Here is a 22,159-nt window from a genome sequence, read left to right as displayed (position 1 = left end):
TGAAAACTGAGTGTCTGTGAACTGTTTTACTCTAAACTAAAAACTCACTCTTCTACTGTGAACTGTTTACTAAAAACTGTCTACGCTCTCAAATACTAATGCAAAACACCCGCATCAGCACCCTGTTGTACGCCAACTTCCTCGGTAATGGTTCGCTTTCCTAATTGCAGCACCATTAACGCCAGGGCTGCTGAGCCGGCCATGGCGGCAACCATTGGTGTTGCAGACGGAACTTCAAACATGCTGATCAGTACTGAAATGAGTGTTCCCATCCCCATTTGAACGGCACCCATTAATGCGGAAGCACTTCCTGCATTTTTAGAAAATGGTGCTAATGAGAGTGCAGCTGCATTTGGATTGGTAAATCCGATACAGCACAGGAAAAGAAACAGAAAGCCGATTGTGATGGGAAGGGTAAGCAGTCCATTCAGCGCTGCCGCCAGAAAAATACTACCAACAGCAACCTGACATATTAACGCCGTATTCACAATTTGCTGGCTGCTGTATTTTCTCAGAAAAAGCGTGTTAAGTTGACTGGAACCTATAAAACCAACGGAGAGAAAGGCGAAGATCCATCCATAAACTTTTTCATCGGTATGAAACACCTCCATAAACACCAGCGGTGAACCGGAAACGTAGGCGAAAAGGCCTGCAAACGCGATAGCGCCTGTGAAGGCATAAGTATAAAATTGTGGCTCCCGCAACACAGCCCAGAAATTGAGCAGAATAGGACGGGGTTTCAGTGATAGACTTTTGTCCGGCTTATAGCTGTCGGGCAGCCAGAGGACGGTTGCAAGTAAAATGGCGATACCCATTCCGGTGAGAATAATAAATACGGCCTGCCAGCCAAATGCAGCTGTCACGTATCCACCGATTGTAGGGGCGATCATTGGCGAAACGCCTACTACAAGTAACAATAACGAGAAAACTTTTGCATTATCCTTCACCGGAAACAAGTCACGAACCATGGCCACGGAAGCAACCGCAGCAGCACAGCTGCCAATGGCCTGTATAACCCGCATCACAATGAGGCTGTCGATGGTAGTTGCATAAGCGCATCCCGCAGAGGCAATAATGTATACAACCAGACCTATGAACAGTGGTATTTTTCTGCCGAAACGGTCCAGCAATGGGCCATATAAAAGCTGGCCGACAGAAATTCCTATAAAGTAACCAGAGAGTGAAAGTGAAACTTTTGCGGCTGTAGTGTTTAAATCCCGTGCTATGGCTGGAAAACCGGGTAGGTACATGTCAATAGAAAACGGACCAAGCGCAGTGAGACTTCCTAACATCAGGATCAGGAAGAAATATGTTTTTTTGGACATTGGGAGTGAATGTGGTGTAGCAATTGTCTGGGACTGCTAACAGCAATTCTATCTTGCGGGTTCGTTGAAAAGTAATTTTACAGTTGTCTGCAAATGAAAAAGCAGCAAAGATGTTCTCCCTGCTGCCTAAATATGTTATCACTTTCTACTACGTTTCCAGCTCAGGCCGACATTAGGTTCAGCTTTTTGTATACTTCCCGTTCACTTTCACTCACAGTATACAACACTTTGTTTTTCAAATGAATAACAGACCCACGGCCTTTTTTGATCGGTGCTACTTTGACGACGTCTGCTCTGTGGATGATAATGTTAATGAGTTTTTGACCCAGTAGTTTAAATGTACCTGATTGTACCATATCTTTTTTTGTTCTTGGATTGAATACTTTATGCAATTCCGTGTGCTGAACTACCTGATTTCAAATACAATAAGAAATAGTCTTTCGAAATGAGAAAATATCCCAGGTCACTTCTTTCGCTGGATGCCAGGAAATCGGCCACTTCTCTTTTCGCATCGTTTTCATTGTTGGCGCCAGTAACCGTTAAAACTGCACCTGGTTTCAAAGTAATTGCTGCGTTGTTTTCTAAGGAAGCTATCATATTGTCGTTATTTAAAATATCAGTAGGTTGAGAATTGTTATTTTCAAGGAGCTGATAAATAAATATGCCAGAAAAGTCCATGATGCTAAACGTATAAACATTCCGTGGCTGACAAAATGATTCAAGTAGTTGAAAGTATGTAATTAAAAAGTTGATTACAAGCATATTAGTCGAAAAAATATTTTTTTTGAAATTTTAGTTCAAAAAATGATATTAATAGGATTTATTTGCGATTAAATTTACTCATAATGAGATTTAGACTGTTGTGTAAAAATAGGATGAAGCGGGTTTTCTACACAGGTTCCGGAAAATAATGTGATCCTGAAGAAGCATCGGTTACAACTAATCTTCCAATGAAAGCATTTTCAAAGCAACTTTAATAAAACTCGACATGAACAAAATTATACGCTGGTTTTCGCCTCTGCTCGTTTTACTTTTTCTCTCTGGTTGTTCCCGGGAAGATGCTCTAAAACAAGATTGCATGAAAGTGGAATATGTAAGTGCATCCGATTCATTTTGTGGAGGTCCGCATAAAATCCGGGTTTTGGAAGGAGCAGACAATCTGAAAAAACTATATCCCAGTTCTGCCATTTTGAATGGCTCAATCATCACAACCCTTGTTCCTGAGGATTTGCGTAAAACTGGTCAGGTTTTTTATTTTGTTCCTGAGGCAGCAAAGCCTCGAATTTGTACAGCAGATCAAATGTGGTATATGGAAGTAGGAATAAAGAACCTTTCCAAAACTACCTGTCCGTAAGTATGTGCAAGCAATAAAGTCTTATCAATTTCTTTGTTTATCAAATACGTCTATCGTTTCATCCGTAAATTCTGAACTTCATCTGGTTTATTCTACACTTGGGTAAACATCAGTTTTAACCCTTCCTCATCCTGCTCAATTTTGATTCAAACATTGAGCAGGATGAAAACAATATTTACATCATTTCTATTACTCGCAGCATTCATTGTTTCGGCACAAACGCGGATTTCGGGCAACGTAACCAACCAGAAGGGGACTGTGATACCCGGTGCGAACATCTACATCAAAGGTACCTACGACGGCACCTCTTCCGATTATAACGGCAGTTTCAGCTTTTTAACAGAAGAAAAAGGAAAGCAAATTCTGGTGATTCAGTCAATAGGATACAAATCCCGTGAAAGCGAAATAGCATGTGCAGATCAGCCGGTTGTTGTCAATCTTACACTTGCCGAAAGCATTAATCTTCTCACAGCCGTCACCATCACTGCGGGTGCAATGGAAGCCGGAGACGAGAAAAAATCGGTGGTTTTGAAACCGATTGACATACTTACAACTTCGGGTGCCATGGGCGACATTACAGCCGCATTTCTAACCCTTCCCGGTACATCCACAGTTGGTAATGATGGCAGGTTGTTTGTCCGGGGTGGCGATGCTTCCGAAACTTCCATATTTATCGATGGTTTGCAAGTGGGCAATGCATTTGGCAGTACAGCTTCAAACGTTCCGACCCGTAATCGTTTCAGTCCCAATCTTTTTAAAGGTTCATTTTTCAGTACCGGTGGTTATTCAGCAGAATTCGGGCAGGCGTTGTCGTCTGCTCTGGCGCTTAATACGCTGGATATGCCATTGAGAAATCAGGGAGATATCAGTATCCTGACACTTGGAGGCGGCTACGCGCAAACTTTGGTAGGGAAGAAAAATGCACTCACGGCGTCTGCGAACTACTTCAATCTTGCGCCGTATCAGGTTGTGGTAAAACAAAATTTTGATTGAGAAAAGAGTCCTTCGGGGTGGGATACAGAAATTGCCCTCAAACAAAAATGGGGCAAAACCGGATTTATAAAGGGTTATTTTCACACGGAGGGCAGCAATATGACGATATGGCAAAAAGTGCCCGGAGAACAAGGAAGGGGACAGAAAGTGAAGCTGGATAACCGCTATTCTTATGGGAACATTTCCTTCCGGCAGACTGCAAAAGGCAACTGGTTTTTCAACGGAGGTGCATCATTTTCACACAATCGCGATGCAATTAGCCTGGATAATACACCTGTTAAACAACTCACTCAGCTCGTTCATTCCAAAATTGTAGCAACCAGGGATTTCAGCCCTGGGTTTTCACTTAAAAACGGATTGGAATGGTACGTGAAATCGTATACGGAATCATTGATTGAAGAAAACAAAAAACGCAGCATAACCGATCACCAGTTTAACCACTTCATTGAGGGTAATTATTATTTCAACAACAATCTGGTTGCAGTGGCAGGGATTCGTAGCGGATATAGCTCGGCAGCGAAAGAATATTGGCTTACACCCCGTTTTTCGCTGGCCTACAAACTGAAACAAGGACAGGTTTCTTTTGCGGCGGGGAAATTCAAACAACTGCCGGATGAAAAGTTGCGCGTGCTCCAAAAGAATCTTCACAATACAGAATCGGCGCATTATGTCCTGAATTATTTCTTAGTGAACAACAACAGAACCTTTCGTGCAGAATCATTTTACAAGGTGTATGATCAACTTGTCACCTACACCGGTACAGCTCGTAATCCGCAAAATCTTGCGCAAAACGGCTCCGGTTATGCAAGAGGTGTGGATTTTTTTTACCGTGACAGAAAAACAGTGAAAGCAACCGATTTCTGGATCACGTATAGTTTTGTAGACAGCAAGCGCAAGTTTGCCGCTTATGAGAACAGGGTACAGCCTTCATTTGCTCCGAAACACAATGGTTCGGTAGTTGTCAAACATTTCGTAAGTAAGCTAAAATCTCAGCTTGGAACATCCTGGTCGTGGAACAGCGGCTACCCTTTCACAAATCCCAACCTGGCCGGTGAAATGCAGCAGTCCACCAGAATGTACAGCGAGCTGAGCCTGAGCTGGAGTTGGCTTCCGAAACCGAATATGATTGTACATGCGGCATGCTCCAATGTGCTGGGAAGAGAAAATGTATTTGGTTATCAATACGCAGGTAAGCCCGACGAAACGGGTGGTTTTGCGAGCCTTCCAGTTGGTCAGGGTGCTAAAAGGTTCATGATGGTGGGTTTGTTCATCACACTTTCCAAAGACAAAAAAGCCAATCAACTCAATAATTTGTAGTCTGTTTCAAATCATTTATTCCAATCAAAACCATATTCCAAATGAAAAAGTCATTGTCTCTTATCGCCGTTTACCTGTTGACCATTACGTTCGTTTTCGCTCAGGATTCACCTTATCAAAAAGCTATGAAAAAAGAAATTGCCAGGGTGATTGTGGCTGATTCTATTTCTCAGTTACAGCAGTCCGCCAATGCTTTTTCACGTATTGCTGAGCTGAATACAAAAGAATGGCAGCCGTTGTATTACGGGGCACTTGCCTACACCTATCAGGGGTTGAATGGCTCCCTGACGTTGGATCAAAAAGATGCAGCTCTGGCAAAAGCAGACGAACTGGCAAACAAAGCGGATGTGCTGTCGCCTGACAACGCCGAAATTATTACTTTGAAAGGGTTTATTTTAATGGCAAAAGTAAGCGCAGATCCTGGCAGTCGCGGTGCAAGCCTTTCCGGTCAGGTTATGGCTACTTACGGGAAAGCGCTTTCTATTGATGGAAAAAATCCGAGAGCGTTGGGTTTGCTTGCCCAGATGGAGTTCGGGATGGCGCAGTTTTTCGGTAATGGTACTGAAAAAGCCTGCGGTTTAGCCAAACAAAGCATGGCTGTTTTCGCAGGACAGGATGAAGAAGCCTTAAAAGCACAAATGCTACCTACCTGGGGTAAAGGCATGACGGAGCAACTGTTGAAGCGTTGCAAGTAACCATTTTGCTTTACTCATCATATTGAGTAAATTAACTCAGTACATTGAGTTAATTGTAAATTGATATGTAGTACGCTGATATGCAGAATTTTATACTGAACATTAATGAAACAAATGATTGGATCCGGCCTTAAAGATAACACCCCAAACAAATTCTGGAATTTCTCCCCGGGTTTTATAGGAGTCAATTTAGTAATCTCGTTTGTGCTTGCATTCAGTTTTTGTCCCGCCTGTTTTACGAGTGTTGAAGGATTTAAAAAAATATGGGATAGTCTTCTGCTTACTTTCCTTCTGTCATCAGCACTGAGTTATGGTGGATCTGTTGCTGAGGATTATTTCGACAAACGAATGCCCTGGATACATTTTCCGGCAAAACGTCTGGTGTTCGAAACGGTGGCATATATGGTTTATGCGTTTTGTGTGTCGTACGCACTTATAGTCATTTTCGTGGTGTGGATCAGGCCAAGATACACACTCGAGACGTTGCCATGGAAGCTGTTGGTTCAAGATACCAAATTGCCGATGATCCTTGCGTTTATCATCAGTGCCATTCTGATCAGTCGCTCGTTTTTGGTAGAATGGCGCAAAGCAGCAATAGAAGCGGAACAGTTGAAGACAGAGCGTTATGCGCAGCAATATCAGTCACTTAAAGATCAGCTGAATCCGCATTTTTTGTTCAATTCCCTGAACGTTCTCAGCAATCTTGTTTACGACAATCCGGATACAGCGGCAAAGTTCATAAGTCAGTTGTCTAAGATTTACCGATATGTGCTGGATGTGCAGCATGAGGAACTCGTGCCGCTGGCAAAGGAATCGGAATTTGCTGAGAACTACCTTGCACTTCAAAAGATACGGTTTGAGGAAGGACTTCAATACACGATTTCCATTGATAAAGATGCCACTGGTTTTCTGCCGCCGTTGTCCTTACAACTATTACTCGAGAACGCCATTAAACACAATGTTGCATCAAAAGCCAATCCTTTGAAGGTTGACATATTCGTGAAAGATGACGTGCTGGTTGTAAAGAATAATCTTCAGAGCAAAAGCAGTATGCCCGGGGAATCTGCCGGAATAGGTCTGGCAAACATTCACAAACGGTATGCGTTGTTGAGTAACCAAAACATGATGGTTAAAGAGGATGGAGCATATTTTGAAGTAAGTTTGCCACTGTTGAAAATGAACTAAGCCAAAGTACTCATCGCTGGAAAACATGAAAATCTTAATCATAGAGGACGAAAACCTTGCCGCCAAACGCCTGATCACATTGATTAAAACGCATTTGCCGGAAGCTCAGATCTTTGGTAATCTGGACACCATCACATCTTCTGTGGACTGGCTTCAAAGCAATCCTGAACCGGACCTGATTTTCCTGGACATACAACTTGCTGACGGAATCAGTTTTGAAATATTTGACAAGGTAAAAGTCAGAGCGCCCATTATATTCTGCACCGCCTATGACCAATACGCAATCAAGGCATTTAAACTTAACAGTATTGATTACCTGTTGAAACCGATCGATCCGGATGAATTGCAACAAGCTATTGCCAAGTTTAAAGCAGGTAAAAAGGAAACGGTTTTCAGTATTGATCAGATCAGAAACTTATTGCAACCTGCTCACAAAACTTACAAAAGCAGATTTCTCGTAAAACAAGGCGAGCGTATTCAAACCGTGGACGTTCAGGAGATAGCATTCTTTTTCAGCGAGGATAAAGTTTCACTGCTGCAAACCAGGCAGGGTAAGAAATATGTTATCGATTACACCCTCGACGAAGTTGAAGACATGCTTGATCCCGGGTCTTTCTTTCGTTTAAATCGCAAATACATTACCTCTGTTTCTGCGATTAAAGAGGTATTCACTTATTCCAACAGCCGCCTGAAAATTCATCTGGAGAACTCCACAGACAATGATATCCTGGTGAGCCGCGAAAAAACTGGTCCGTTTAAAAACTGGCTGGGGCAATAAATTTTGCCGCGGATGCACGAATTTTTTACGAATATTTTTGTAGACAGGATTTAACTGCTACATAATTTTCTAAGTGGATTCCGAAATAATAACCATTCGTGACCATCCGTGCATCAGTGGCAATCTTTCTTATTCCTCCGCGGCACGGATTTTTAACGTGTTGATTCCGTAACATTTAGTGGCGATCTACACAGCGAAAAATATGAGAGCAATATGGACTGGGGCCATTGGATTCGGCCTTGTTAACATCCCGGTGAAACTTTTCAGCGCGGTTCAGGCGAGTGAGCTCGATCTTGATATGCTTGATAAGAATGACAGTGCAAACATCAAATACCAACGCGTGAATGCAGCAACAGGCAAAGAAGTAGCCTGGGAGGACATCGTGAAAGGCTACAAAATTGACGATAAATACGTGGTGCTGGACGACGACGATTTCGAAAAGGCAAGTCCCGAAAAAACCAGGCTGATCGAGATTACCGAGTTTGTTGATGAAAAGGAAATTGACAGCATCTACTACGAAACACCATATTATCTTCAACCCGAAAAATCGGGAGGGAAGCCATATGCGCTGCTACGCGACGCATTAAAAGAAACCAAAAAAGCTGGCCTTGGCAGCTATGTGCTCAGAAACAGAGAAAGTTTGGTTCTGATAAAACCTCAGGGTGATCTATTGATACTGAACAAAATACGCTTTCAGGAAGAGATCAGGGATACGGAAGAACTGAACGTTCCGAACGTAAAGATCAAACCAGCAGAAATGAAGATGGCGGTACAGCTCATCGAATCACTCACAACTGAGTTTGACATCGGTCGCTATAAGGATACCTACAATGAAAAGCTCTTGAAGCTGATCATGGCCAAGGCTAAGGGCAAAAAAACCAAAACGCCTAAAATGGAGATCGTACATTCCAAAAGCCGGGATCTGATGGCTCAGTTAAAAGAAAGTCTTAATTCTTCTAAACGGAAAGCGTCATGACAGCACTTACCACCTACAACAAAAAGCGTGATTTTAAGGATACGCCCGAGCCGAAAGGGAAAGGAGAGAAGGAGAATCAGTTCCGCTTTGTAGTGCAACGCCACGACGCTACCAGGCTGCATTACGATTTCAGGCTCGAACTCGACGGCGTTCTCAAAAGCTGGGCAGTGCCGAAAGGGCCTTCTATGAATCCGACGGACAAGAGGCTCGCTGTGATGGTGGAAGATCATCCGGTGAGTTACATTGATTTTGCCGGTACAATACCTGAGGGGAATTATGGTGCAGGAGAAGTGGAGGTTTGGGATGAAGGTAAATACTTTCCTGTGGATGAAAACCTGGAAAAGCTGACTGAAAAACAGGCGCTTGCAGCACTCAAAAAAGGTGAGTTGAAAATTTTTCTTAAAGGCAAAAAACTGGAAGGTGGTTTTGTTCTGGTCAAATTCAAACAGGAAGGTGATAACTGGCTTCTTATCAAACATAAAGACGAATATGCATTTGATAAAAAGTATGACATTGAAAAACACAGAAAATCATGAAAAAGCAAGCAGAACTGACCAATCTGGACAAGATTTACTGGCCCAAAGAAGGCATCACAAAAGGTGATATGCTGGAATATTACAGCAAGGTGGCACCCTATATTTTACCATACCTGAAAAATCGTCCACTGTCGCTATTCAGGAGCCCAAACGGTATTGAAGAAAAAGGATTTTTCCATAAAGACGCAGGGGACGATGCGCCAAAGTGGGTTAAAACGAAAGAAATTTATTCTGAATCAACCGATAAAATGGTTAATTATCTGGTGTGTAACGATTTGGAGAGCCTGCTTTACATTGGGAATCTGGGTTGTATAGAAATGAATCCCTGGAACTCTACGATCAGCAAAATTGATCATCCGGATTACATCGTGATGGATATCGACCCTTCGGATAAAAATACGTTCGACGACGTTGTCGATGTTGCCTTGGTAATCAAGGACATTCTGGATGAAACCGGAATGGATGGTTACTGTAAAACGTCGGGTGCGAGCGGGATTCATGTATACATTCCTTTTAATAAAAAATATACATACGACGAAAGCCGCGGATTTGCCGAGGTATTGGCTACCATTGTGCACGACAGGATGCCGAAACTCACAACCTTGGAAAGGTCGCTTTCCAAACGTAAAAAAAATCAGATTTACATCGACTATCTCCAAAATCGCATCGGTCAGACGCTTGCGTCTGCATACAGCGTAAGGCCAAAACCGGGCGCTACGGTATCGGCTCCGCTGGAATGGAACGAAGTAAAACACGGACTAAGGCCTTCGGATTTTACAATACAAAACATGCCTGGGCGACTGGAAGAAAAAGGTGATCTTTTTAAGGGTGTGTTGGGAAAAGGAATTAACATCAGCAAAATCATCGAAAAGCTGGAAGTGGTGACCAGCGCCTGATATGGGATTTTAATCCTGAAAAATGGGCAGGTAAAGCGATAACATCAGGGATGCTGTTAATTTTGCGGCAATTCTGTCATTTACCTACACCAAATTCCTGAACCATGCGATCTCCTAAAGGCCTTTACTTATCATTTTTATTTAGTGCCTGTTCTCTGTTCCTATTTGTCAGCTGCAAAAAGTCGGAGGAGGGTGGCGCAACGGAGAAGTCAAAACCGGTAGTTATCGGTTACGTGGGTGGTTTTCACGGGCTGCTGGATGTAGATAACATTGAGGCTAAAAAGCTTACCCATATTAACTACGCATTTGTTGATATTAAAAACGGAGAAGCCTTCCTGACAAACGAAAAAACAGACTCCACAAATTTCAGAAAACTGAACCTGCTGAAACAGCAAAATGAAGATTTGAAAATCTTGATTTCCGTTGGCGGATGGGCGTGGAGTGAGAATTTTTCAGATGCCGTTCTCACTGACTCCTCCCGGAAAGTATTTGCAAAAAGTTCTGTGGATATCATCAGAAAGTACAATCTGGACGGGGTTGATATTGATTGGGAATATCCTGCACTGGCAGGAGAAGAAGGAAATGTATTCCGCCCGGAAGACAAGCAGAATTACACGCTGATGTTCGAAGAGATTCGTAAAGAACTGGATGTGCTCGAAAAGGATAGCGGGAAATCTAAATTGCTTACTACCGCGGTTGCCGGCTGGGTAGAGTTCCTCGATGCTACCGAAATGGGAAAAGCACAGCAATATCTGGACTATGTGAACCTGATGACTTATGACCTTTTTCAGGGCGATACGGTTGTAAACCATGCCCCGATCTACACGACGGATGTTTATCAAACACAGAAATCGGCTGATGCTGCCGTGAAAGCGTTCGTAAAGGCAGGGGTTCCGGTAGAAAAACTTGTGATGGGTATTCCGTTTTACAGCCGGAAATTTACCGTTGCAGGCAAGTTGGAAAAAGGTTTGGGACAAAAACAGTCAGCTCAGGAATATTTCAAAGGTTATACATTCATCAAGGATAGTCTGGTGAACCAAAAAGGATACAAGGCTTTCAGAGACGATGTTGCAAAAGTACCGTACCTGGTTAATGAAACAACGAAAGAAATTATCAGTTATGAAGACGAAGAGTCCATTAAGGAGCGCTGCAAGTATGTGCTGGAAAACAAAATGGGCGGTGTGATGTTCTGGGAGTACGATTCCGATCCAAAGCTATATTTGCTTAACGCAATTGACCAAGGTCTCAAATAAGCCATTTTCAAAACAGTGTCATTTTCGGAATTTCAAAATAACCTTCCTTTAATGCATCTGTTCTGAACAAGTTCACAAATTCATGCGCCTTCCTGGTTGGTTCAGGGAGGCGATGTTTGTTTATACAGTGAAGCGTTACGGCTCTGCTGTCTTCCAGATTCATAAAGTTTCCCGGAGAAATAAAAACAGGTTTTACATTTAGTTTGGTCTGCAGAGCAAAGCCAATTACTTCATTTTTGTCAATTACGGGGCTGTAAGCTCCTTTCAGATTTTCGGGCTCTTCGTATTTTCCTGCAAGTTTTTTCTTGGCGCAACCCAGAGTTGCAGTTTGAGTGAGCACACCAAAGTGCGATGCAATGCCCATTCTGCGGCTGTGGAGAATTCCATTGCCGTCGAACATAATCAAGTCCGGACGTTGCCTTACAGGTATTTGTTCGAACGCCTTCACAATAGCCGGGATTTCCCGGAATGCGAGATAACCGGGAACATATGGAAAAGTGTTGGTGGATTTGATCAATGAATATCCAATCGGCTGCAAGGATTCATAATCCAGAATAACGATTCCTGCATACACAATATCGCTATTTAAATTTAAGGAAATATCTGCTCCGCCAATTGTCCTTACCGGCTGACTCATAGGTCGTAAGTCGAGCTTTTTTCTCAGCACATTTTGTAAACTGGTGGCTTCTGTAATATTGAGATCGTTGTAGTGCGATATAGGCGTGTCCATGTTCTAAGATAGTAAATAAAGTTCGCAGACCGATCCGTGGCATGATATTCTTATGAAGGTCCTTATTAATCATACCTAAAAAATCGAACCACTCTAATGGAAAACGCTACGTTTAAAAGGAAATGGTATAATTGGAGAATGCTGGTGATTGCAGTAATCCTTCTGGCCATTTTTGTAAAATTTTATGTTTTGAAAGATCATGATGAAAATGCCCCGGTTGTGGTAGAAATGGAGCTTTCAAAAGTAGCATTCCGAAGCCAGCAGGAAGTGGAGGCAGTACTGGGCAAAGGCGAGCTGCTCAGCTATTTCCGCGACGATCGTGCAAATTGCGAGAAATGCCCTAAAATGAGTTATAAGGAAGGAAAAGTTGAGATCATCTATATGAACGAAATAGCCGATCGCATTATGATCAACAAACTCACGGATTACAACTTTGAAGACAGGGTGATACTCGGCTTGCTTGATCTCAAAGAAAACATCAAACCAACCATCGATAACCAGGAATTGAAGCAATGGGATAACTATCAAAAATACTCCCAGATATCTGCTTTTAACCGCGACGGAAAGATTGAATATATCCTTATTAAAGCTAAAACCATGTAACCAGGTTTTCTGGCTATTGTTACTGGAATGGTATTATTTCACCTACTTTTGGTTAGCGGTGCAACCCAATCCCTGTTTTATTCATCCTGATAAAACAGGGATTTTTTTAATTTAGCACCTGATCAATACATACCACCAATATGTTCAGACATTACTTTTTAATCATTGCCATTTTCTTTGCTTTTTCTGTCGATAGTTCCGCTCAGTCCATTTCAGGATTAAAAGGCATGGTTAAAACTAAAAGTGGTCAGCCGCTGCCGTTTGCCGCCATCGCCGTGAAAGGAACCGAAATAGGAACCATATCCAATGAAGAAGGCAGGTATCAGCTCGATCTCAAACCCGGATATTATGAAATCGTATTTCAGTATTTAGGTTTTAAAACCGGTATGAAGGCATTCACCATCGAAAATAAAATGCAAACATTCGATGTGACGATGGAAGAGCAGGCGCTGAACTTAGGCGAGGTTCGTATCGGCAGCAAGGATGAAGATCCGGCGTATACCATCATGCGGAGAGCTATTGCCAAGAGCCGCTATCATTTCCTTCAGGTAGAAAGTTACACGGCAAAGGCTTACAGCAAATCGTCCTTTGTGATCACGGACCTTCCGTTGGAATTCATGTATAAAAAGGAATTAAAAGAGATTGAGAAAGAGTCTAACTTCAAGAAAGGAGTGCCGATACTGAATGAGAGTGTATCGGAAGTAACTTTTAACCAGCCCAATTCTTACAAGCAAAGGGTGATTGCAGCCAGAAACAGTCAGGATAAAAACTTCGCCAATGCAAACGCTTATTTCCTCACAAGCTTTTATCAGCCTGAGGTAGTGAATGCCGTTTCACCATTGTCGCCCAAGGCTTTCGGATATTACAAATTTGAATATCTGGGCGCGTTCAGGGAAAACGGGATTGAGGTTAATAAAATAAAGGTCATTCCACGCTCCTATGGCGAGGGAGTTTACCGCGGTACGATCCACATCATCGAAGGCGAATGGAGTATTTATAGCCTTGATCTGGAAACGGTTAACACGGGTTTTAATATTGGTATCAAACAGGTTTATAGTCCGGTGCAAAATGTATGGATGCCTGTAAATCAGCAGTTTCATGTACAAGGCGGGATATATGGATTGAAAGGGAAGGGTGATTTGGTGATCTCGCAAACATTCTCAAAACTGAAAGTCAATCCTGCATTCCAGCCTGATATTGTAGTCTTGGACCCCAAAAAGGACAAAGAGGATGCCAGGCGTGTGAAACTGTCCAATCGTGAAATAAAGAGCGGAGATCTGGAAGCGGTGGTCAATAAGCAAAAGGAATTTTCTGCAAAAAACCTTCGTAAAATAATGAAGGAATATGAGAAAAAAGAGCTGAAAGAAAAGAAGGAAAAAGGGGAAGATGTTGACCTGAACTTCACCAGAAAAGATTCGACCATTGTAGATTCGCTGGCGGGTAAGCGCAGCATGGCATTCTGGGATTCGATCCGGACGGTGCCTTTGACTGTGGCTGAGGTTAAAAGTTACACGCGCCTGGACAGCATCATTGTGATTCAGCAGGGAACAAAAGGGCAGCGGGATAGTCTCAAAGTTTCAAAGTCGGATTCTTCGAAAATAAAAAAAGGAAGTGGAGCGAGAAGCGTACTGGGCAATGTTTTAACCGGATATACATTCAGTTTTGGCAAGAAAAGTCCTTGGCAACTGCAGTATGTGAGTCCGCTTTTAGGGCTCTCAGCAAATACGGTGGAAGGCATTGTGCTCAATGGAGGAGGCTTTAGACTGAAATATGAAAAAGGTGGGCAAAAGGGTAAGAATCTGGAACAGATCGAGCTCTCGTCAGCAGGAATAAAACGGACGTCGACCAGGGAGCGTAACAGTTTGTCCATCAACGGACTTACCCGATATTCTTTTGCAAGAAATAAAATCATGGCAACCGGCGGTGTCGACTACAATTGGAAACGGAGTGTAATCAATATATCTGGCGGTCAGACGGTTTCGCAGTTTAATGCGGAGAATCCATTTCATCCGATTCTGAATAGCCTTACTACATTATTATTGGAGCAGAATTTTATCAAACTCTATCAAAAGAATTTTGGAAGGATTGACTTCAAAACGAAACGTGAAAACGATCATTTTGAATTAAAAGCGAACATAGAATACGCCGACCGTTCACCACTTCGGAATTTGGGGAACACTGACCCGTACCGCTGGATTGACTGGAAAAGAAGGGAATTTACCTCTAATGCTCCTTTTAACGAAGAGTTGCCCACAAATGAAAATTCCCGTCAAATGAAGCAAAACCGTGCATTAACGGTTGGCGTGTCGGCCTCATACAAACCCTGGCAGAAATACAAGATCAGTAAAGGGAAAACGAGTTTTTACAATGACGATTCCCCTAGGCTCTTTGCTGATTACCGCAGAGGTTTCCGGATTTTTGGGAGTGATGTGGATTTCGATTTCCTGAAAGTTGGTATAGCGCACGGTTTTGAAACCGGTGTTAGAAGCAAATTGAGTTACAAAGTAGCGGCAGGCGCATTCCTGAATAATGATTCGGTAGAATTTCCTGATTTTGAGCATTTTGCTGGAAACCGGTTTTTCTTCCAATATGGAGATCCGGTGGGTACTTTCAGAATGCTTGATTATTACAGATTCAGTACCGCAGAGCGATTCGTAGAGGCGCACGCTCTGGCAGAGTTACGCCAGTTTTTGCTAACGCAAATTACCTGGTTCCGGATTATGGGAATTAAAGAAAATTTCTTCGTGAATTACCTCGCTACTCCCTATTCTGACCACTACGGAGAATTGGGATATGCGTTGGATATTGGAATCCGGTTTCCCCTGCGTTTGGAAGTTGTAAATAGTTTTGAAGGATTCAAATACAAAAACACCGCGTTCCGAATTGGCACGACGATGAATTTGAATTTTGGCAAATAGGAGGAAGGAATTAGGAATGTTGAATTGAGAATTACTATTGCGAAAGGCAACTTATCGGATTGTATTCCCAAAAAGTGTCAACTTTTCTGGAATGTAATCCAGGAAAGTTGACACTTTTTATATTTTAAGGAAATGATGAAGTATGTTTATAACAACTACATCTTCTGCAAGTACATCGTCTTTAACACCATTACGGTCTTCTCAACTTTGCCTTCAATTTCTTCGGCATCGCCTGTAAGTTTTATATTTTTTACCACGGTTCCTCTTTTCAAAACGGATGAACTGCCCCTTACTTTCAGATCCTTAATCAGTTTTACTGAATCTCCGTCGGCGAGGGTTGTGCCGTTGCTGTCCTTTACTTCCATTGTTTACTTCTTTGTTTAATATAAACTTTTACACGCTGTAAAGGTAAGGAAAATGAATCGGCGTTGACGTTTACAATCGAAAGTACCTATCTTTGAGCCATTCAAATCAATTTGTAAAATATCAGAATCATCGTTACAGCATGCCCCGCAACTGTAACATCCGGGTTGCCTTGTAGCTGCCTGGTGTTAATTCGTATATCACATATTTTACAAATCAGAAATGAAAACATATCATAAAATAGCAGTCATCGGTGGTGGCGGCAGAACAGGGAAATATCTGGTAGATCAACTGCTGGATCGTGGATTTCAAATAAAATTACTCCTTCGGAACCCTGAAATTTCAAATCAAAATCTTCCGTTACCAAATCCGGCAATACAGGTGGTTGAAGGAGACGTGCTCAATTATGAGGCTGTATATGCATTGATCGAAGGCTGCGATGCGGTGATCAGTACGGTTGGTCAGCGAAAAGATGAACCTTTGGTAGCAAGCCAGGCAACAGCGAACATTCTGAAAGCCATGTCCGAAACTGCTGAAAGTGAAAATGCAGCGAAACGTTATATTCTGGTTGCAGGTTTAAATGTGGATACACCTTTTGACAAAAAAGGAGCGGAAACATTAGTTGCGACAGAATGGATGAAAACCAATTTTCCGGTTATTCATGAAGACAGGCAAAAGGCGTATGAGGTTTTGCAGAAAAGTGATGCAGACTGGACACTGGTACGGGTTCCCTACATAGTGTTTACCGACGAGCTAAGCGAAATAGGTGTGAGTCTGGAAGATGCTCCGGGACAGAAGATAAGCGCGGCCAGTATCGCAGGTTTTTTGATTGACCAGCTTTCTGACGAAAACTACATTAGAAAAGCTCCTTTCATTGCGAACATTTAACACATTTTAGAGACATAAATTAAGTCTCTTTTCTATTGTTTGGATTAATTTACCATAGTTCCCGGATTGTTCATGATCCGGGAACTATGGTATTTGAAATTATGCAGCATTCAGTGCTTCACGCAATTCTTTCGCAGCAGCAGCGGGATCAGCAGCTCCATAAATAGCAGCTCCGGCCACAACAACTTTAACACCCGATGCTTTCACTGCCGCAATGTTGCTCAGTTTTACACCACCTGCAATAGAAACCGGAACACCTGCGCGCGCAGCTTCGTCAATCAAAACCTGAATGGAATATCCTGGCTGAGCCTGTTCATCCAATCCTGCATGTAATTCAACAAATTCTGCACCAAGTGCGGTTACTTCCTGAGCGCGTTTTACACGGTCAAGCACGCCGATTGTGTCTACAACTACACCTTTACCATGAGCTTTTGCAGCTTTAACAGCACCAGCAATTGTTGCATCACCAGTTGCGCCCAAAATTGTAATCAAATCTGCACCTGCTTTGAAAGCCATATCTGCCTCAAGTTCACCAGCATCGGCAGTTTTGAAATCGGCAAATACGATTTTATCAGGAAAAGCTTTTTTCATAGCCGTAATCACCGCCAGTCCTTCACTCTTTATAAGTGGCGTTCCCAACTCTATGATGTCGATATAAGGTGCAACTTTTGTTGCCAGTGCCAATGCGTCTTCGGTGGTCAATAAGTCAATTGCGACTTGTAATTTTGCCATGTTTGGATATATTAATTGTAAATTATTGTAATTGAAATTCAGATTTTCTACTTAGAGTCTTCTCTAGGATAAGAGAACGGTCACCGTCGACTCCTGAAAGCTAACAGCCGATCGCTGACAGCCAACAGCTGCTTATTCCAGATTCGCATGTCTTTTCCAAAGTTCTTCTGCCGGTGTTCCATCCATTGTCCATAAGGTTTGTATAATGGCATCGGTCAGCAGCAATACCGACTGTTCAAATAGACTTCCCGCATATTGCTGCGAAATAGCTGAACCGTGATCCTGTTTTTGTGCTGCCGGAATGACGGTGACGTGATTGCTCAAAGCCGCGAGCGGCGATTGTGTGGTAGTGGAAATGGCAATAACTTTTGCACCAGCTTTAACCGCTTTGTCTGCTGCACTTACGATACTGCCGGTTGTTCCGGAGCCTGATCCCGCAATGAGCAAATCGCCTTTTGTAATAGCCGGTGTTACAATTTCTCCTGTTACGTAAACCGTGAAGCCCAGGTGCATAAGACGCATCGCAGCAGCTTTTAAAGCGAGACCAGTTCTTCCGGCTCCGATGATAAATATCCTGTTTGCAGTCTGTATATATGGTATCATCTCAGACACCTGTCCAAAATCTATTCCGGAAATCAATTGCTCGTTTTCAGCAATAATCATTTTCAGGTTAGCTTCAATGTCTTCGGCAGGGTCAACGGTACTTTCTTTTTGCATTTTTTTTAGTCAAAAACATCCTCATTATCTGGATGTAAAGGTACCGTTAACGAATAGGCGAGTGGTTATACAATCAGCACCATATGTTGTACTATTTGCTAATCAGAATACTTTTAGTTGCATTATTTGCTAATTTTGGTATCTAATTCGGAATAGGATAACAAAATGAGTGCAGTCGAACAAAATATAGGTCTGAGTAATACGCCGATTTTTATCAGGAATCTGGATAATTGTCCACCCAGTTATCTGGACGATCCGGGACGGAAAGAGTTCTTTGAAATTGTATGGTTGAAGAATGAAAATGCATTGCATACAATAAATGGAGCCGAAGCCATGCGTGGAGACTGGATTTACCTCATTCCACCATATCGTGTTCATCAGCTGAACAAGGCTGGAAAAAAAGGAATTTTACTTTCTTTTAAAAGGGACTTTCTGGATGAGGACGTAAAGGAATTTTTACTTGATGTGTTTAAGATATTTAACATTCAGGGAGAATTTTCCTGTTTGCAACTGGATGCAGAAACGGCTGCTCAGCTTGCTAAGGTTTACGAAATAATGGAGGAGGAGTATGAGAGAGACAGTACCAGCCTGGTTATTTTGAAAGCACTGTTGAAGGTGTTTTTGCTGCAACTCGTACGGATTAAAGAACAGGAATTTACAGTTCAGGATATCAACCAGAAGCGGGTTTATGAGTTTATGGTATTATTGGAGATGAATTATCAGTTGGTAAGAAACACCGACTTTTATGCCGGAAAGCTGGGTATCAGCTCCAAACGCCTGAACCAGATTTTGAAAGAAAAGCTGGACAAAACCGGAATGCAGCTCATACACGATCGCATCGTATTGGAGGCAAAAAGGCAGATCATTCACAGCGAAAGCACGATAAAGGAAATCGCTTATGATCTTGGTTTTAAAGACCGACCTTATTTCAGTCGTTTTTTCAAACAGCACACCGGGCAATCGCCCGAGCAATTCCAGAACGAAGCCAAAAATCACATTATTTCGAAATTTAATACGTTGGTTTAAATGCTGTTATTTTTGAAGATTGTATGGCCATCGCCCCGAGAATCTATGTTAGTGATTGCGGTATGGGTGCAGTAATGAAGTACCACGGAAGAATTACTTGGTAACATTTAGATATACTTTGACGATGTGAGCTTCGTGCTAACTGTAAACTTAACCTCTTGCAAATTTTACCAACAAGTCATAATTGCCTCGGTCGGCGGCACGGATAGCGATGAGATATTGTGACCGTGGCTCGCCGCATTGAATCAAATTTTGGCTACTCCAACTAAACAGTTTCTCTCCAAATATTTTCTCAATTATTACATCAGCCATAAGTCTGGAATGACGACCGTTGCCATTAGAAAAGCAATGGATAGCAACAATACGATGTTTAAAACGAACAGCGATTTCATCCGAGCTAAAACTCTGATTAGCAATCCAGAACTTGCAATCATCCAAAAGCATACGAAGTTCTAAACCAACCTGATGTTTGTCGACACCAATATTTTTATTGGTAGTACGAAAAGATCCTGCCCACTTCCAAACATCCCCGAACATACGACGATGTAACTCTTTGATGAACTGTTCTGTGAGAATTTCTTCCGCTGTGAAACGCTTTCGGCGCTGAATTGTCCACAACATAGCATCTTCAATATTTCTTTGCTCAACTTCGTCCAGTTCACCCTTGGTAGTTACAGATGGAATAAGAAGCCCGTCCTTTTCGTCTTCATCGAGTGGAGTTTGACCTTCCTCGTATGTTAGGCTAATTAATCCCATAGGCTTTTTGGTAGTTCTCGTAAAAGCTGTTCTGTCATTTCTTTAGCCGCCTCATTTAGCCTTTCTTTGGAATTCTCCTGATCTTCCAATTTCATGGTCAATGAGGTGCGTTGAATGATTCCTATAGCTATTTTACGGGCACGACGTTCAATCATTTTTTCAAGAGACTCATCTTTGGGTACAAATGCATATATCAATTTCATTTCAAGGCAATCGGCTGCCTGACGTAAAGTATTGATGCTAACTGTTCCCTCCTTCTCTCGTAATTCCATATCACGAATGCTTTGCGGAGTGATAGACATACGGTTTCCCAATTGACGGAGAGACATATTGAGAGTTTTTCGAATCGTAGCAATCCAGCCCTCAGGTGGTTGCACCAAACCTTTTAATGGCTGTAAGATTTGAATTTTCTTATCAAGTTGTTGAATGACAAGTTTATTGTTTTTCTTATCCATAAGCTTATAGTATTAAATTTACAGTACAAATATAAGCTTATAGGCTTAAATATATGAAATGTATTTAATATTAAAGGCTTAAAAAATTACAGGTAATTGCATAATTTGATTTAGCTGCAAGATATTGCTGACCGGATTGGCGGCAGTATAAGGCCCAAGTGGATGGGTTTATATAATTTGACGATTTTTAAATCCCAAAAATAATCTGGTCAGGAGTCGGGTAGTCTAACAGTTTTGAGAAATCGACTTTCCAGAAGTCCAGGTCAAGCAAGCGTCCCTGGTCGTCTTGTGTGAGTGTGATCACCACCGGAGTTTGGTCAGAATCAATGTATTCAACCCGAATGAGATCGCCGGCGTAAGCATCAGGATTGCCTCCCAGGCTGATACTGCCCATTTTGCCACCTTCGTATTCATCAACCAGATCATCAACGGGATAATTGTCCGGGTTGAGATCAAGTGATTTTAGTAAGGCATGAATCAGGGTTATTTCGTTTTCCCTGACTGGTCGTTTTTCTCTCATCTCTAAGCTGTTTTCCTGTCCTTGTTACGCCATTGTTCTGCTTTTCTGGCTACGAACCAGAATGACAATGCCATTAACGCAAAGAAAATTCCTTTATTGGTTCTGTCCCAAAAATATTCAAAATACCGGGTATAAATATTAAGCAGGAAAAATACGAGTGCAATGTCTCGCAAGGTGTCATTGTTAGTTTGAAATGCATAAGCAATCATTCCCGCCAGCACGAGCGTAAAACCCAGTGACCAATACCAAAAGTGGCTTTGTTTGATCAGGTTCCAGGCTTGGTAATCGTCGTAGTTCCCAAATATGGAAAGCGTCCAGGCGGCGATCAGAAAGAGCAACAGGCCAGTTGCGTAAGTTGTATCAGCAAATGCCCCAAGTTGTTTCACCTGGCGAACGATCCAGTAGGAGCCCCAGATTGCGAGACCGAATACGGTCATTCGAAGCGGGTAATTCATGCCGGCAAACCTGAAATTACCGCCTGACCAAAGGTGTGTTTGAGCACCCCACCAGCCCGCCAGCGACATGATCATGACGAGCCAAAGCAATTTGGATTCCAACAATACGGCTACAATACCGTAAGCAATTGCAGCGATCAGTAACGGAAGAGCATAATTGCCGTCAAAATTGGCAAAACTGCGCGTCCAATAGGTGACTGCAATTCCGATAGTAAGTGCAACTGTGATGTTGTAGGTTTCATTACTGGCTGCGGCCTCAGGGAATTTCACTTTTCTCCTGCGAGCTAAAACAACGAACAGAAGGGCAAGAAGACTAAATCCTATACCAACGATTGTTTCTGAAAATCCCCATCTCTTTCGCAATAATTCAATCCATTTTTCATCGATGACAAGAGAGCCAAACGCCAATAAGCCGCAGGAAATGGCGGATATAAGGGCATACATCGCAATGGCATCAACATTTGTATTTCTTATTTTTAAGCTGGAACGCAATTCATCGGCAAGCTCAGGGGTTATTTTATTGCTTTTTTCCCACGAACCTATTGCGTTGTTAACCACAGCTGCATCTTTTTTATCGAGTTCCATTTAGTCAGAAGTGTTGAAATCTTAATCGGTTGGCAATATATTCATACCAGCAATTTTTTCAATGACAAAAAGATAACGGATTGTGACCTTATCCTGCTCCAAT

General features: G+C 42.3%; 25 protein-coding genes. 14 read left to right on the top strand and 11 right to left on the bottom strand.

Annotated elements, in window-relative coordinates; translation table 11 throughout:
• Positions 1-95: 95 nt before the first annotated feature.
• The 3 genes from LZG71_RS15070 to LZG71_RS15060 form a co-directional block, all read right to left on the bottom strand.
• Positions 96-1,325 (bottom strand): multidrug effflux MFS transporter, encoded by a 1,230-nt coding sequence (locus LZG71_RS15070; protein WP_233821664.1) that lies wholly within the window; start codon positions 1,323-1,325, stop codon positions 96-98.
• Between the two features lie 161 nt (positions 1,326-1,486).
• Positions 1,487-1,681 (bottom strand): hypothetical protein, encoded by a 195-nt coding sequence (locus LZG71_RS15065; RefSeq protein WP_233821662.1) that lies wholly within the window; start codon positions 1,679-1,681, stop codon positions 1,487-1,489.
• A gap of 28 nt (positions 1,682-1,709) precedes the next feature.
• Positions 1,710-1,922 carry a hypothetical protein gene (locus LZG71_RS15060; RefSeq protein ID WP_233821661.1) on the bottom strand — a complete coding sequence of 71 codons (213 nt, stop codon included), beginning with the start codon at positions 1,920-1,922 and terminating at the stop codon, positions 1,710-1,712.
• A 391-nt stretch (positions 1,923-2,313) separates the two neighbouring features.
• On the opposite strand from LZG71_RS15060, the gene LZG71_RS15055 reads away from it, so the two are divergent.
• From LZG71_RS15055 to LZG71_RS15010, 10 genes are all read left to right on the top strand, one after another.
• Positions 2,314-2,679 carry a hypothetical protein gene (locus LZG71_RS15055; protein WP_233821659.1) on the top strand — a complete coding sequence of 122 codons (366 nt, stop codon included), beginning with the start codon at positions 2,314-2,316 and terminating at the stop codon, positions 2,677-2,679.
• Positions 2,680-2,841: 162 nt separating this feature from the next.
• On the top strand, positions 2,842-3,672 hold the full coding sequence (locus LZG71_RS15050) for a carboxypeptidase-like regulatory domain-containing protein (protein WP_233821657.1): 831 nt from the start codon (positions 2,842-2,844) through the stop codon (positions 3,670-3,672).
• 99 nt (positions 3,673-3,771) lie between these two features.
• A complete protein-coding gene (locus LZG71_RS15045) occupies positions 3,772-4,989 on the top strand; it encodes a TonB-dependent receptor (protein WP_233821655.1) in 1,218 nt (405 codons plus the stop codon).
• 41 nt (positions 4,990-5,030) lie between these two features.
• Positions 5,031-5,684: a hypothetical protein gene (locus LZG71_RS15040; RefSeq protein ID WP_233821653.1), complete on the top strand. Its 654-nt coding sequence runs from the start codon at positions 5,031-5,033 to the stop codon at positions 5,682-5,684.
• 105 nt (positions 5,685-5,789) lie between these two features.
• Complete coding sequence (locus tag LZG71_RS15035) at positions 5,790-6,869, top strand: sensor histidine kinase (RefSeq protein WP_233821651.1); 1,080 nt, start codon at positions 5,790-5,792, stop codon at positions 6,867-6,869.
• Positions 6,870-6,894: 25 nt separating this feature from the next.
• Positions 6,895-7,647, top strand: a complete 753-nt coding sequence (locus tag LZG71_RS15030) for a LytTR family DNA-binding domain-containing protein (RefSeq protein WP_233821649.1) — start codon at positions 6,895-6,897, stop codon at positions 7,645-7,647.
• Between the two features lie 202 nt (positions 7,648-7,849).
• Positions 7,850-8,623, top strand: a complete 774-nt coding sequence (locus LZG71_RS15025) for a Ku protein (RefSeq protein WP_233821647.1) — start codon at positions 7,850-7,852, stop codon at positions 8,621-8,623.
• Positions 8,620-9,159 (top strand): DNA polymerase ligase N-terminal domain-containing protein, encoded by a 540-nt coding sequence (locus LZG71_RS15020; RefSeq protein ID WP_233821645.1) that lies wholly within the window; start codon positions 8,620-8,622, stop codon positions 9,157-9,159. The genes LZG71_RS15025 and LZG71_RS15020 overlap by 4 nt, the downstream gene beginning before the upstream one ends.
• Complete coding sequence (ligD, locus tag LZG71_RS15015) at positions 9,156-10,055, top strand: non-homologous end-joining DNA ligase (RefSeq protein WP_233821643.1); 900 nt, start codon at positions 9,156-9,158, stop codon at positions 10,053-10,055. Before LZG71_RS15020 ends, ligD begins: the two co-directional genes overlap by 4 nt.
• A gap of 104 nt (positions 10,056-10,159) precedes the next feature.
• Positions 10,160-11,308, top strand: coding sequence for a glycoside hydrolase family 18 protein (locus tag LZG71_RS15010; protein WP_233821641.1), 1,149 nt, complete (start codon positions 10,160-10,162; stop codon positions 11,306-11,308).
• Positions 11,309-11,315: 7 nt separating this feature from the next.
• Here the strand turns inward: LZG71_RS15010 and LZG71_RS15005 are convergent, their stop codons facing one another.
• On the bottom strand, positions 11,316-12,038 hold the full coding sequence (locus tag LZG71_RS15005; protein ID WP_233821639.1) for an endonuclease V: 723 nt from the start codon (positions 12,036-12,038) through the stop codon (positions 11,316-11,318).
• A 96-nt stretch (positions 12,039-12,134) separates the two neighbouring features.
• Between LZG71_RS15005 and LZG71_RS15000 the strand changes: the two genes are divergently transcribed.
• A complete protein-coding gene (locus LZG71_RS15000; RefSeq protein WP_233821637.1) occupies positions 12,135-12,641 on the top strand; it encodes a hypothetical protein in 507 nt (168 codons plus the stop codon).
• 140 nt (positions 12,642-12,781) lie between these two features.
• Entirely contained in the window at positions 12,782-15,559 is a 2,778-nt protein-coding gene (locus LZG71_RS14995) for a DUF5686 and carboxypeptidase regulatory-like domain-containing protein (RefSeq protein WP_233821635.1), read from the top strand.
• A 155-nt stretch (positions 15,560-15,714) separates the two neighbouring features.
• On the opposite strand, the gene LZG71_RS14990 is transcribed toward LZG71_RS14995, so the two are convergent.
• Positions 15,715-15,924, bottom strand: coding sequence for an alkylphosphonate utilization protein (locus tag LZG71_RS14990; protein WP_233821633.1), 210 nt, complete (start codon positions 15,922-15,924; stop codon positions 15,715-15,717).
• Positions 15,925-16,144: 220 nt separating this feature from the next.
• Here LZG71_RS14990 and LZG71_RS14985 point away from each other — a divergent pair, with 220 nt between their 5' ends.
• Entirely contained in the window at positions 16,145-16,810 is a 666-nt protein-coding gene (locus LZG71_RS14985; RefSeq protein WP_233821631.1) for an NAD(P)-dependent oxidoreductase, read from the top strand.
• Between the two features lie 99 nt (positions 16,811-16,909).
• Here LZG71_RS14985 and hxlA read toward each other — a convergent pair whose 3' ends face one another.
• Together hxlA and hxlB are read right to left on the bottom strand one after the other, a co-directional pair.
• Positions 16,910-17,542 carry a 3-hexulose-6-phosphate synthase gene (hxlA, locus tag LZG71_RS14980; RefSeq protein ID WP_233821629.1) on the bottom strand — a complete coding sequence of 211 codons (633 nt, stop codon included), beginning with the start codon at positions 17,540-17,542 and terminating at the stop codon, positions 16,910-16,912.
• A gap of 132 nt (positions 17,543-17,674) precedes the next feature.
• Positions 17,675-18,259 (bottom strand): 6-phospho-3-hexuloisomerase, encoded by a 585-nt coding sequence (gene hxlB, locus LZG71_RS14975; protein ID WP_233821627.1) that lies wholly within the window; start codon positions 18,257-18,259, stop codon positions 17,675-17,677.
• A 165-nt stretch (positions 18,260-18,424) separates the two neighbouring features.
• Between hxlB and LZG71_RS14970 the strand changes: the two genes are divergently transcribed.
• A complete protein-coding gene (locus tag LZG71_RS14970; protein ID WP_233821625.1) occupies positions 18,425-19,285 on the top strand; it encodes a helix-turn-helix domain-containing protein in 861 nt (286 codons plus the stop codon).
• A 150-nt stretch (positions 19,286-19,435) separates the two neighbouring features.
• Here the strand turns inward: LZG71_RS14970 and LZG71_RS14965 are convergent, their stop codons facing one another.
• The 4 genes from LZG71_RS14965 to LZG71_RS14950 all read right to left on the bottom strand — a co-directional run bounded on the left by LZG71_RS14965 (position 19,436) and on the right by LZG71_RS14950 (position 22,056).
• A complete protein-coding gene (locus tag LZG71_RS14965; RefSeq protein ID WP_233821623.1) occupies positions 19,436-20,041 on the bottom strand; it encodes a mobile mystery protein B in 606 nt (201 codons plus the stop codon).
• Complete coding sequence (locus LZG71_RS14960) at positions 20,032-20,496, bottom strand: mobile mystery protein A (RefSeq protein WP_233821621.1); 465 nt, start codon at positions 20,494-20,496, stop codon at positions 20,032-20,034. The genes LZG71_RS14965 and LZG71_RS14960 overlap by 10 nt, the downstream gene beginning before the upstream one ends.
• Positions 20,497-20,683: 187 nt before the next feature.
• Positions 20,684-21,016, bottom strand: a complete 333-nt coding sequence (locus tag LZG71_RS14955; RefSeq protein ID WP_233821619.1) for a DUF6984 family protein — start codon at positions 21,014-21,016, stop codon at positions 20,684-20,686.
• Between the two features lie 2 nt (positions 21,017-21,018).
• Positions 21,019-22,056 carry a hypothetical protein gene (locus LZG71_RS14950; RefSeq protein WP_233821617.1) on the bottom strand — a complete coding sequence of 346 codons (1,038 nt, stop codon included), beginning with the start codon at positions 22,054-22,056 and terminating at the stop codon, positions 21,019-21,021.
• Positions 22,057-22,159 lie beyond the last annotated feature (103 nt).

The organism is Dyadobacter sp. CY312 (assembly GCF_021390535.1).
In the GTDB taxonomy this organism is placed as follows: Bacteria; Bacteroidota; Bacteroidia; order Cytophagales; family Spirosomataceae; genus Dyadobacter.
Note: the sequence above shows the minus strand (reverse complement) of the source record. Positions and strands in the feature narration are given on the sequence as shown.

What these genes read in the sequence shown, in the direction of transcription:
- LZG71_RS15070 (WP_233821664.1), bottom strand. Translation starts at nt 1,325, where the DNA reads ATGTCCAAAAAAACATATTTCTTCCTGATCCTGATGTTAGGAAGTCTC.
- LZG71_RS15065 (WP_233821662.1), bottom strand. Translation starts at nt 1,681, where the DNA reads ATGGTACAATCAGGTACATTTAAACTACTGGGTCAAAAACTCATTAAC.
- LZG71_RS15060 (WP_233821661.1), bottom strand. Translation starts at nt 1,922, where the DNA reads ATGATAGCTTCCTTAGAAAACAACGCAGCAATTACTTTGAAACCAGGT.
- LZG71_RS15055 (WP_233821659.1), top strand. Translation starts at nt 2,314, where the DNA reads ATGAACAAAATTATACGCTGGTTTTCGCCTCTGCTCGTTTTACTTTTT.
- LZG71_RS15050 (WP_233821657.1), top strand. Translation starts at nt 2,842, where the DNA reads ATGAAAACAATATTTACATCATTTCTATTACTCGCAGCATTCATTGTT.
- LZG71_RS15045 (WP_233821655.1), top strand. Translation starts at nt 3,772, where the DNA reads ATGACGATATGGCAAAAAGTGCCCGGAGAACAAGGAAGGGGACAGAAA.
- LZG71_RS15040 (WP_233821653.1), top strand. Translation starts at nt 5,031, where the DNA reads ATGAAAAAGTCATTGTCTCTTATCGCCGTTTACCTGTTGACCATTACG.
- LZG71_RS15035 (WP_233821651.1), top strand. Translation starts at nt 5,790, where the DNA reads ATGAAACAAATGATTGGATCCGGCCTTAAAGATAACACCCCAAACAAA.
- LZG71_RS15030 (WP_233821649.1), top strand. Translation starts at nt 6,895, where the DNA reads ATGAAAATCTTAATCATAGAGGACGAAAACCTTGCCGCCAAACGCCTG.
- LZG71_RS15025 (WP_233821647.1), top strand. Translation starts at nt 7,850, where the DNA reads ATGAGAGCAATATGGACTGGGGCCATTGGATTCGGCCTTGTTAACATC.
- LZG71_RS15020 (WP_233821645.1), top strand. Translation starts at nt 8,620, where the DNA reads ATGACAGCACTTACCACCTACAACAAAAAGCGTGATTTTAAGGATACG.
- ligD (WP_233821643.1), top strand. Translation starts at nt 9,156, where the DNA reads ATGAAAAAGCAAGCAGAACTGACCAATCTGGACAAGATTTACTGGCCC.
- LZG71_RS15010 (WP_233821641.1), top strand. Translation starts at nt 10,160, where the DNA reads ATGCGATCTCCTAAAGGCCTTTACTTATCATTTTTATTTAGTGCCTGT.
- LZG71_RS15005 (WP_233821639.1), bottom strand. Translation starts at nt 12,038, where the DNA reads ATGGACACGCCTATATCGCACTACAACGATCTCAATATTACAGAAGCC.
- LZG71_RS15000 (WP_233821637.1), top strand. Translation starts at nt 12,135, where the DNA reads ATGGAAAACGCTACGTTTAAAAGGAAATGGTATAATTGGAGAATGCTG.
- LZG71_RS14995 (WP_233821635.1), top strand. Translation starts at nt 12,782, where the DNA reads ATGTTCAGACATTACTTTTTAATCATTGCCATTTTCTTTGCTTTTTCT.
- LZG71_RS14990 (WP_233821633.1), bottom strand. Translation starts at nt 15,924, where the DNA reads ATGGAAGTAAAGGACAGCAACGGCACAACCCTCGCCGACGGAGATTCA.
- LZG71_RS14985 (WP_233821631.1), top strand. Translation starts at nt 16,145, where the DNA reads ATGAAAACATATCATAAAATAGCAGTCATCGGTGGTGGCGGCAGAACA.
- hxlA (WP_233821629.1), bottom strand. Translation starts at nt 17,542, where the DNA reads ATGGCAAAATTACAAGTCGCAATTGACTTATTGACCACCGAAGACGCA.
- hxlB (WP_233821627.1), bottom strand. Translation starts at nt 18,259, where the DNA reads ATGCAAAAAGAAAGTACCGTTGACCCTGCCGAAGACATTGAAGCTAAC.
- LZG71_RS14970 (WP_233821625.1), top strand. Translation starts at nt 18,425, where the DNA reads ATGAGTGCAGTCGAACAAAATATAGGTCTGAGTAATACGCCGATTTTT.
- LZG71_RS14965 (WP_233821623.1), bottom strand. Translation starts at nt 20,041, where the DNA reads ATGGGATTAATTAGCCTAACATACGAGGAAGGTCAAACTCCACTCGAT.
- LZG71_RS14960 (WP_233821621.1), bottom strand. Translation starts at nt 20,496, where the DNA reads ATGGATAAGAAAAACAATAAACTTGTCATTCAACAACTTGATAAGAAA.
- LZG71_RS14955 (WP_233821619.1), bottom strand. Translation starts at nt 21,016, where the DNA reads ATGAGAGAAAAACGACCAGTCAGGGAAAACGAAATAACCCTGATTCAT.
- LZG71_RS14950 (WP_233821617.1), bottom strand. Translation starts at nt 22,056, where the DNA reads ATGGAACTCGATAAAAAAGATGCAGCTGTGGTTAACAACGCAATAGGT.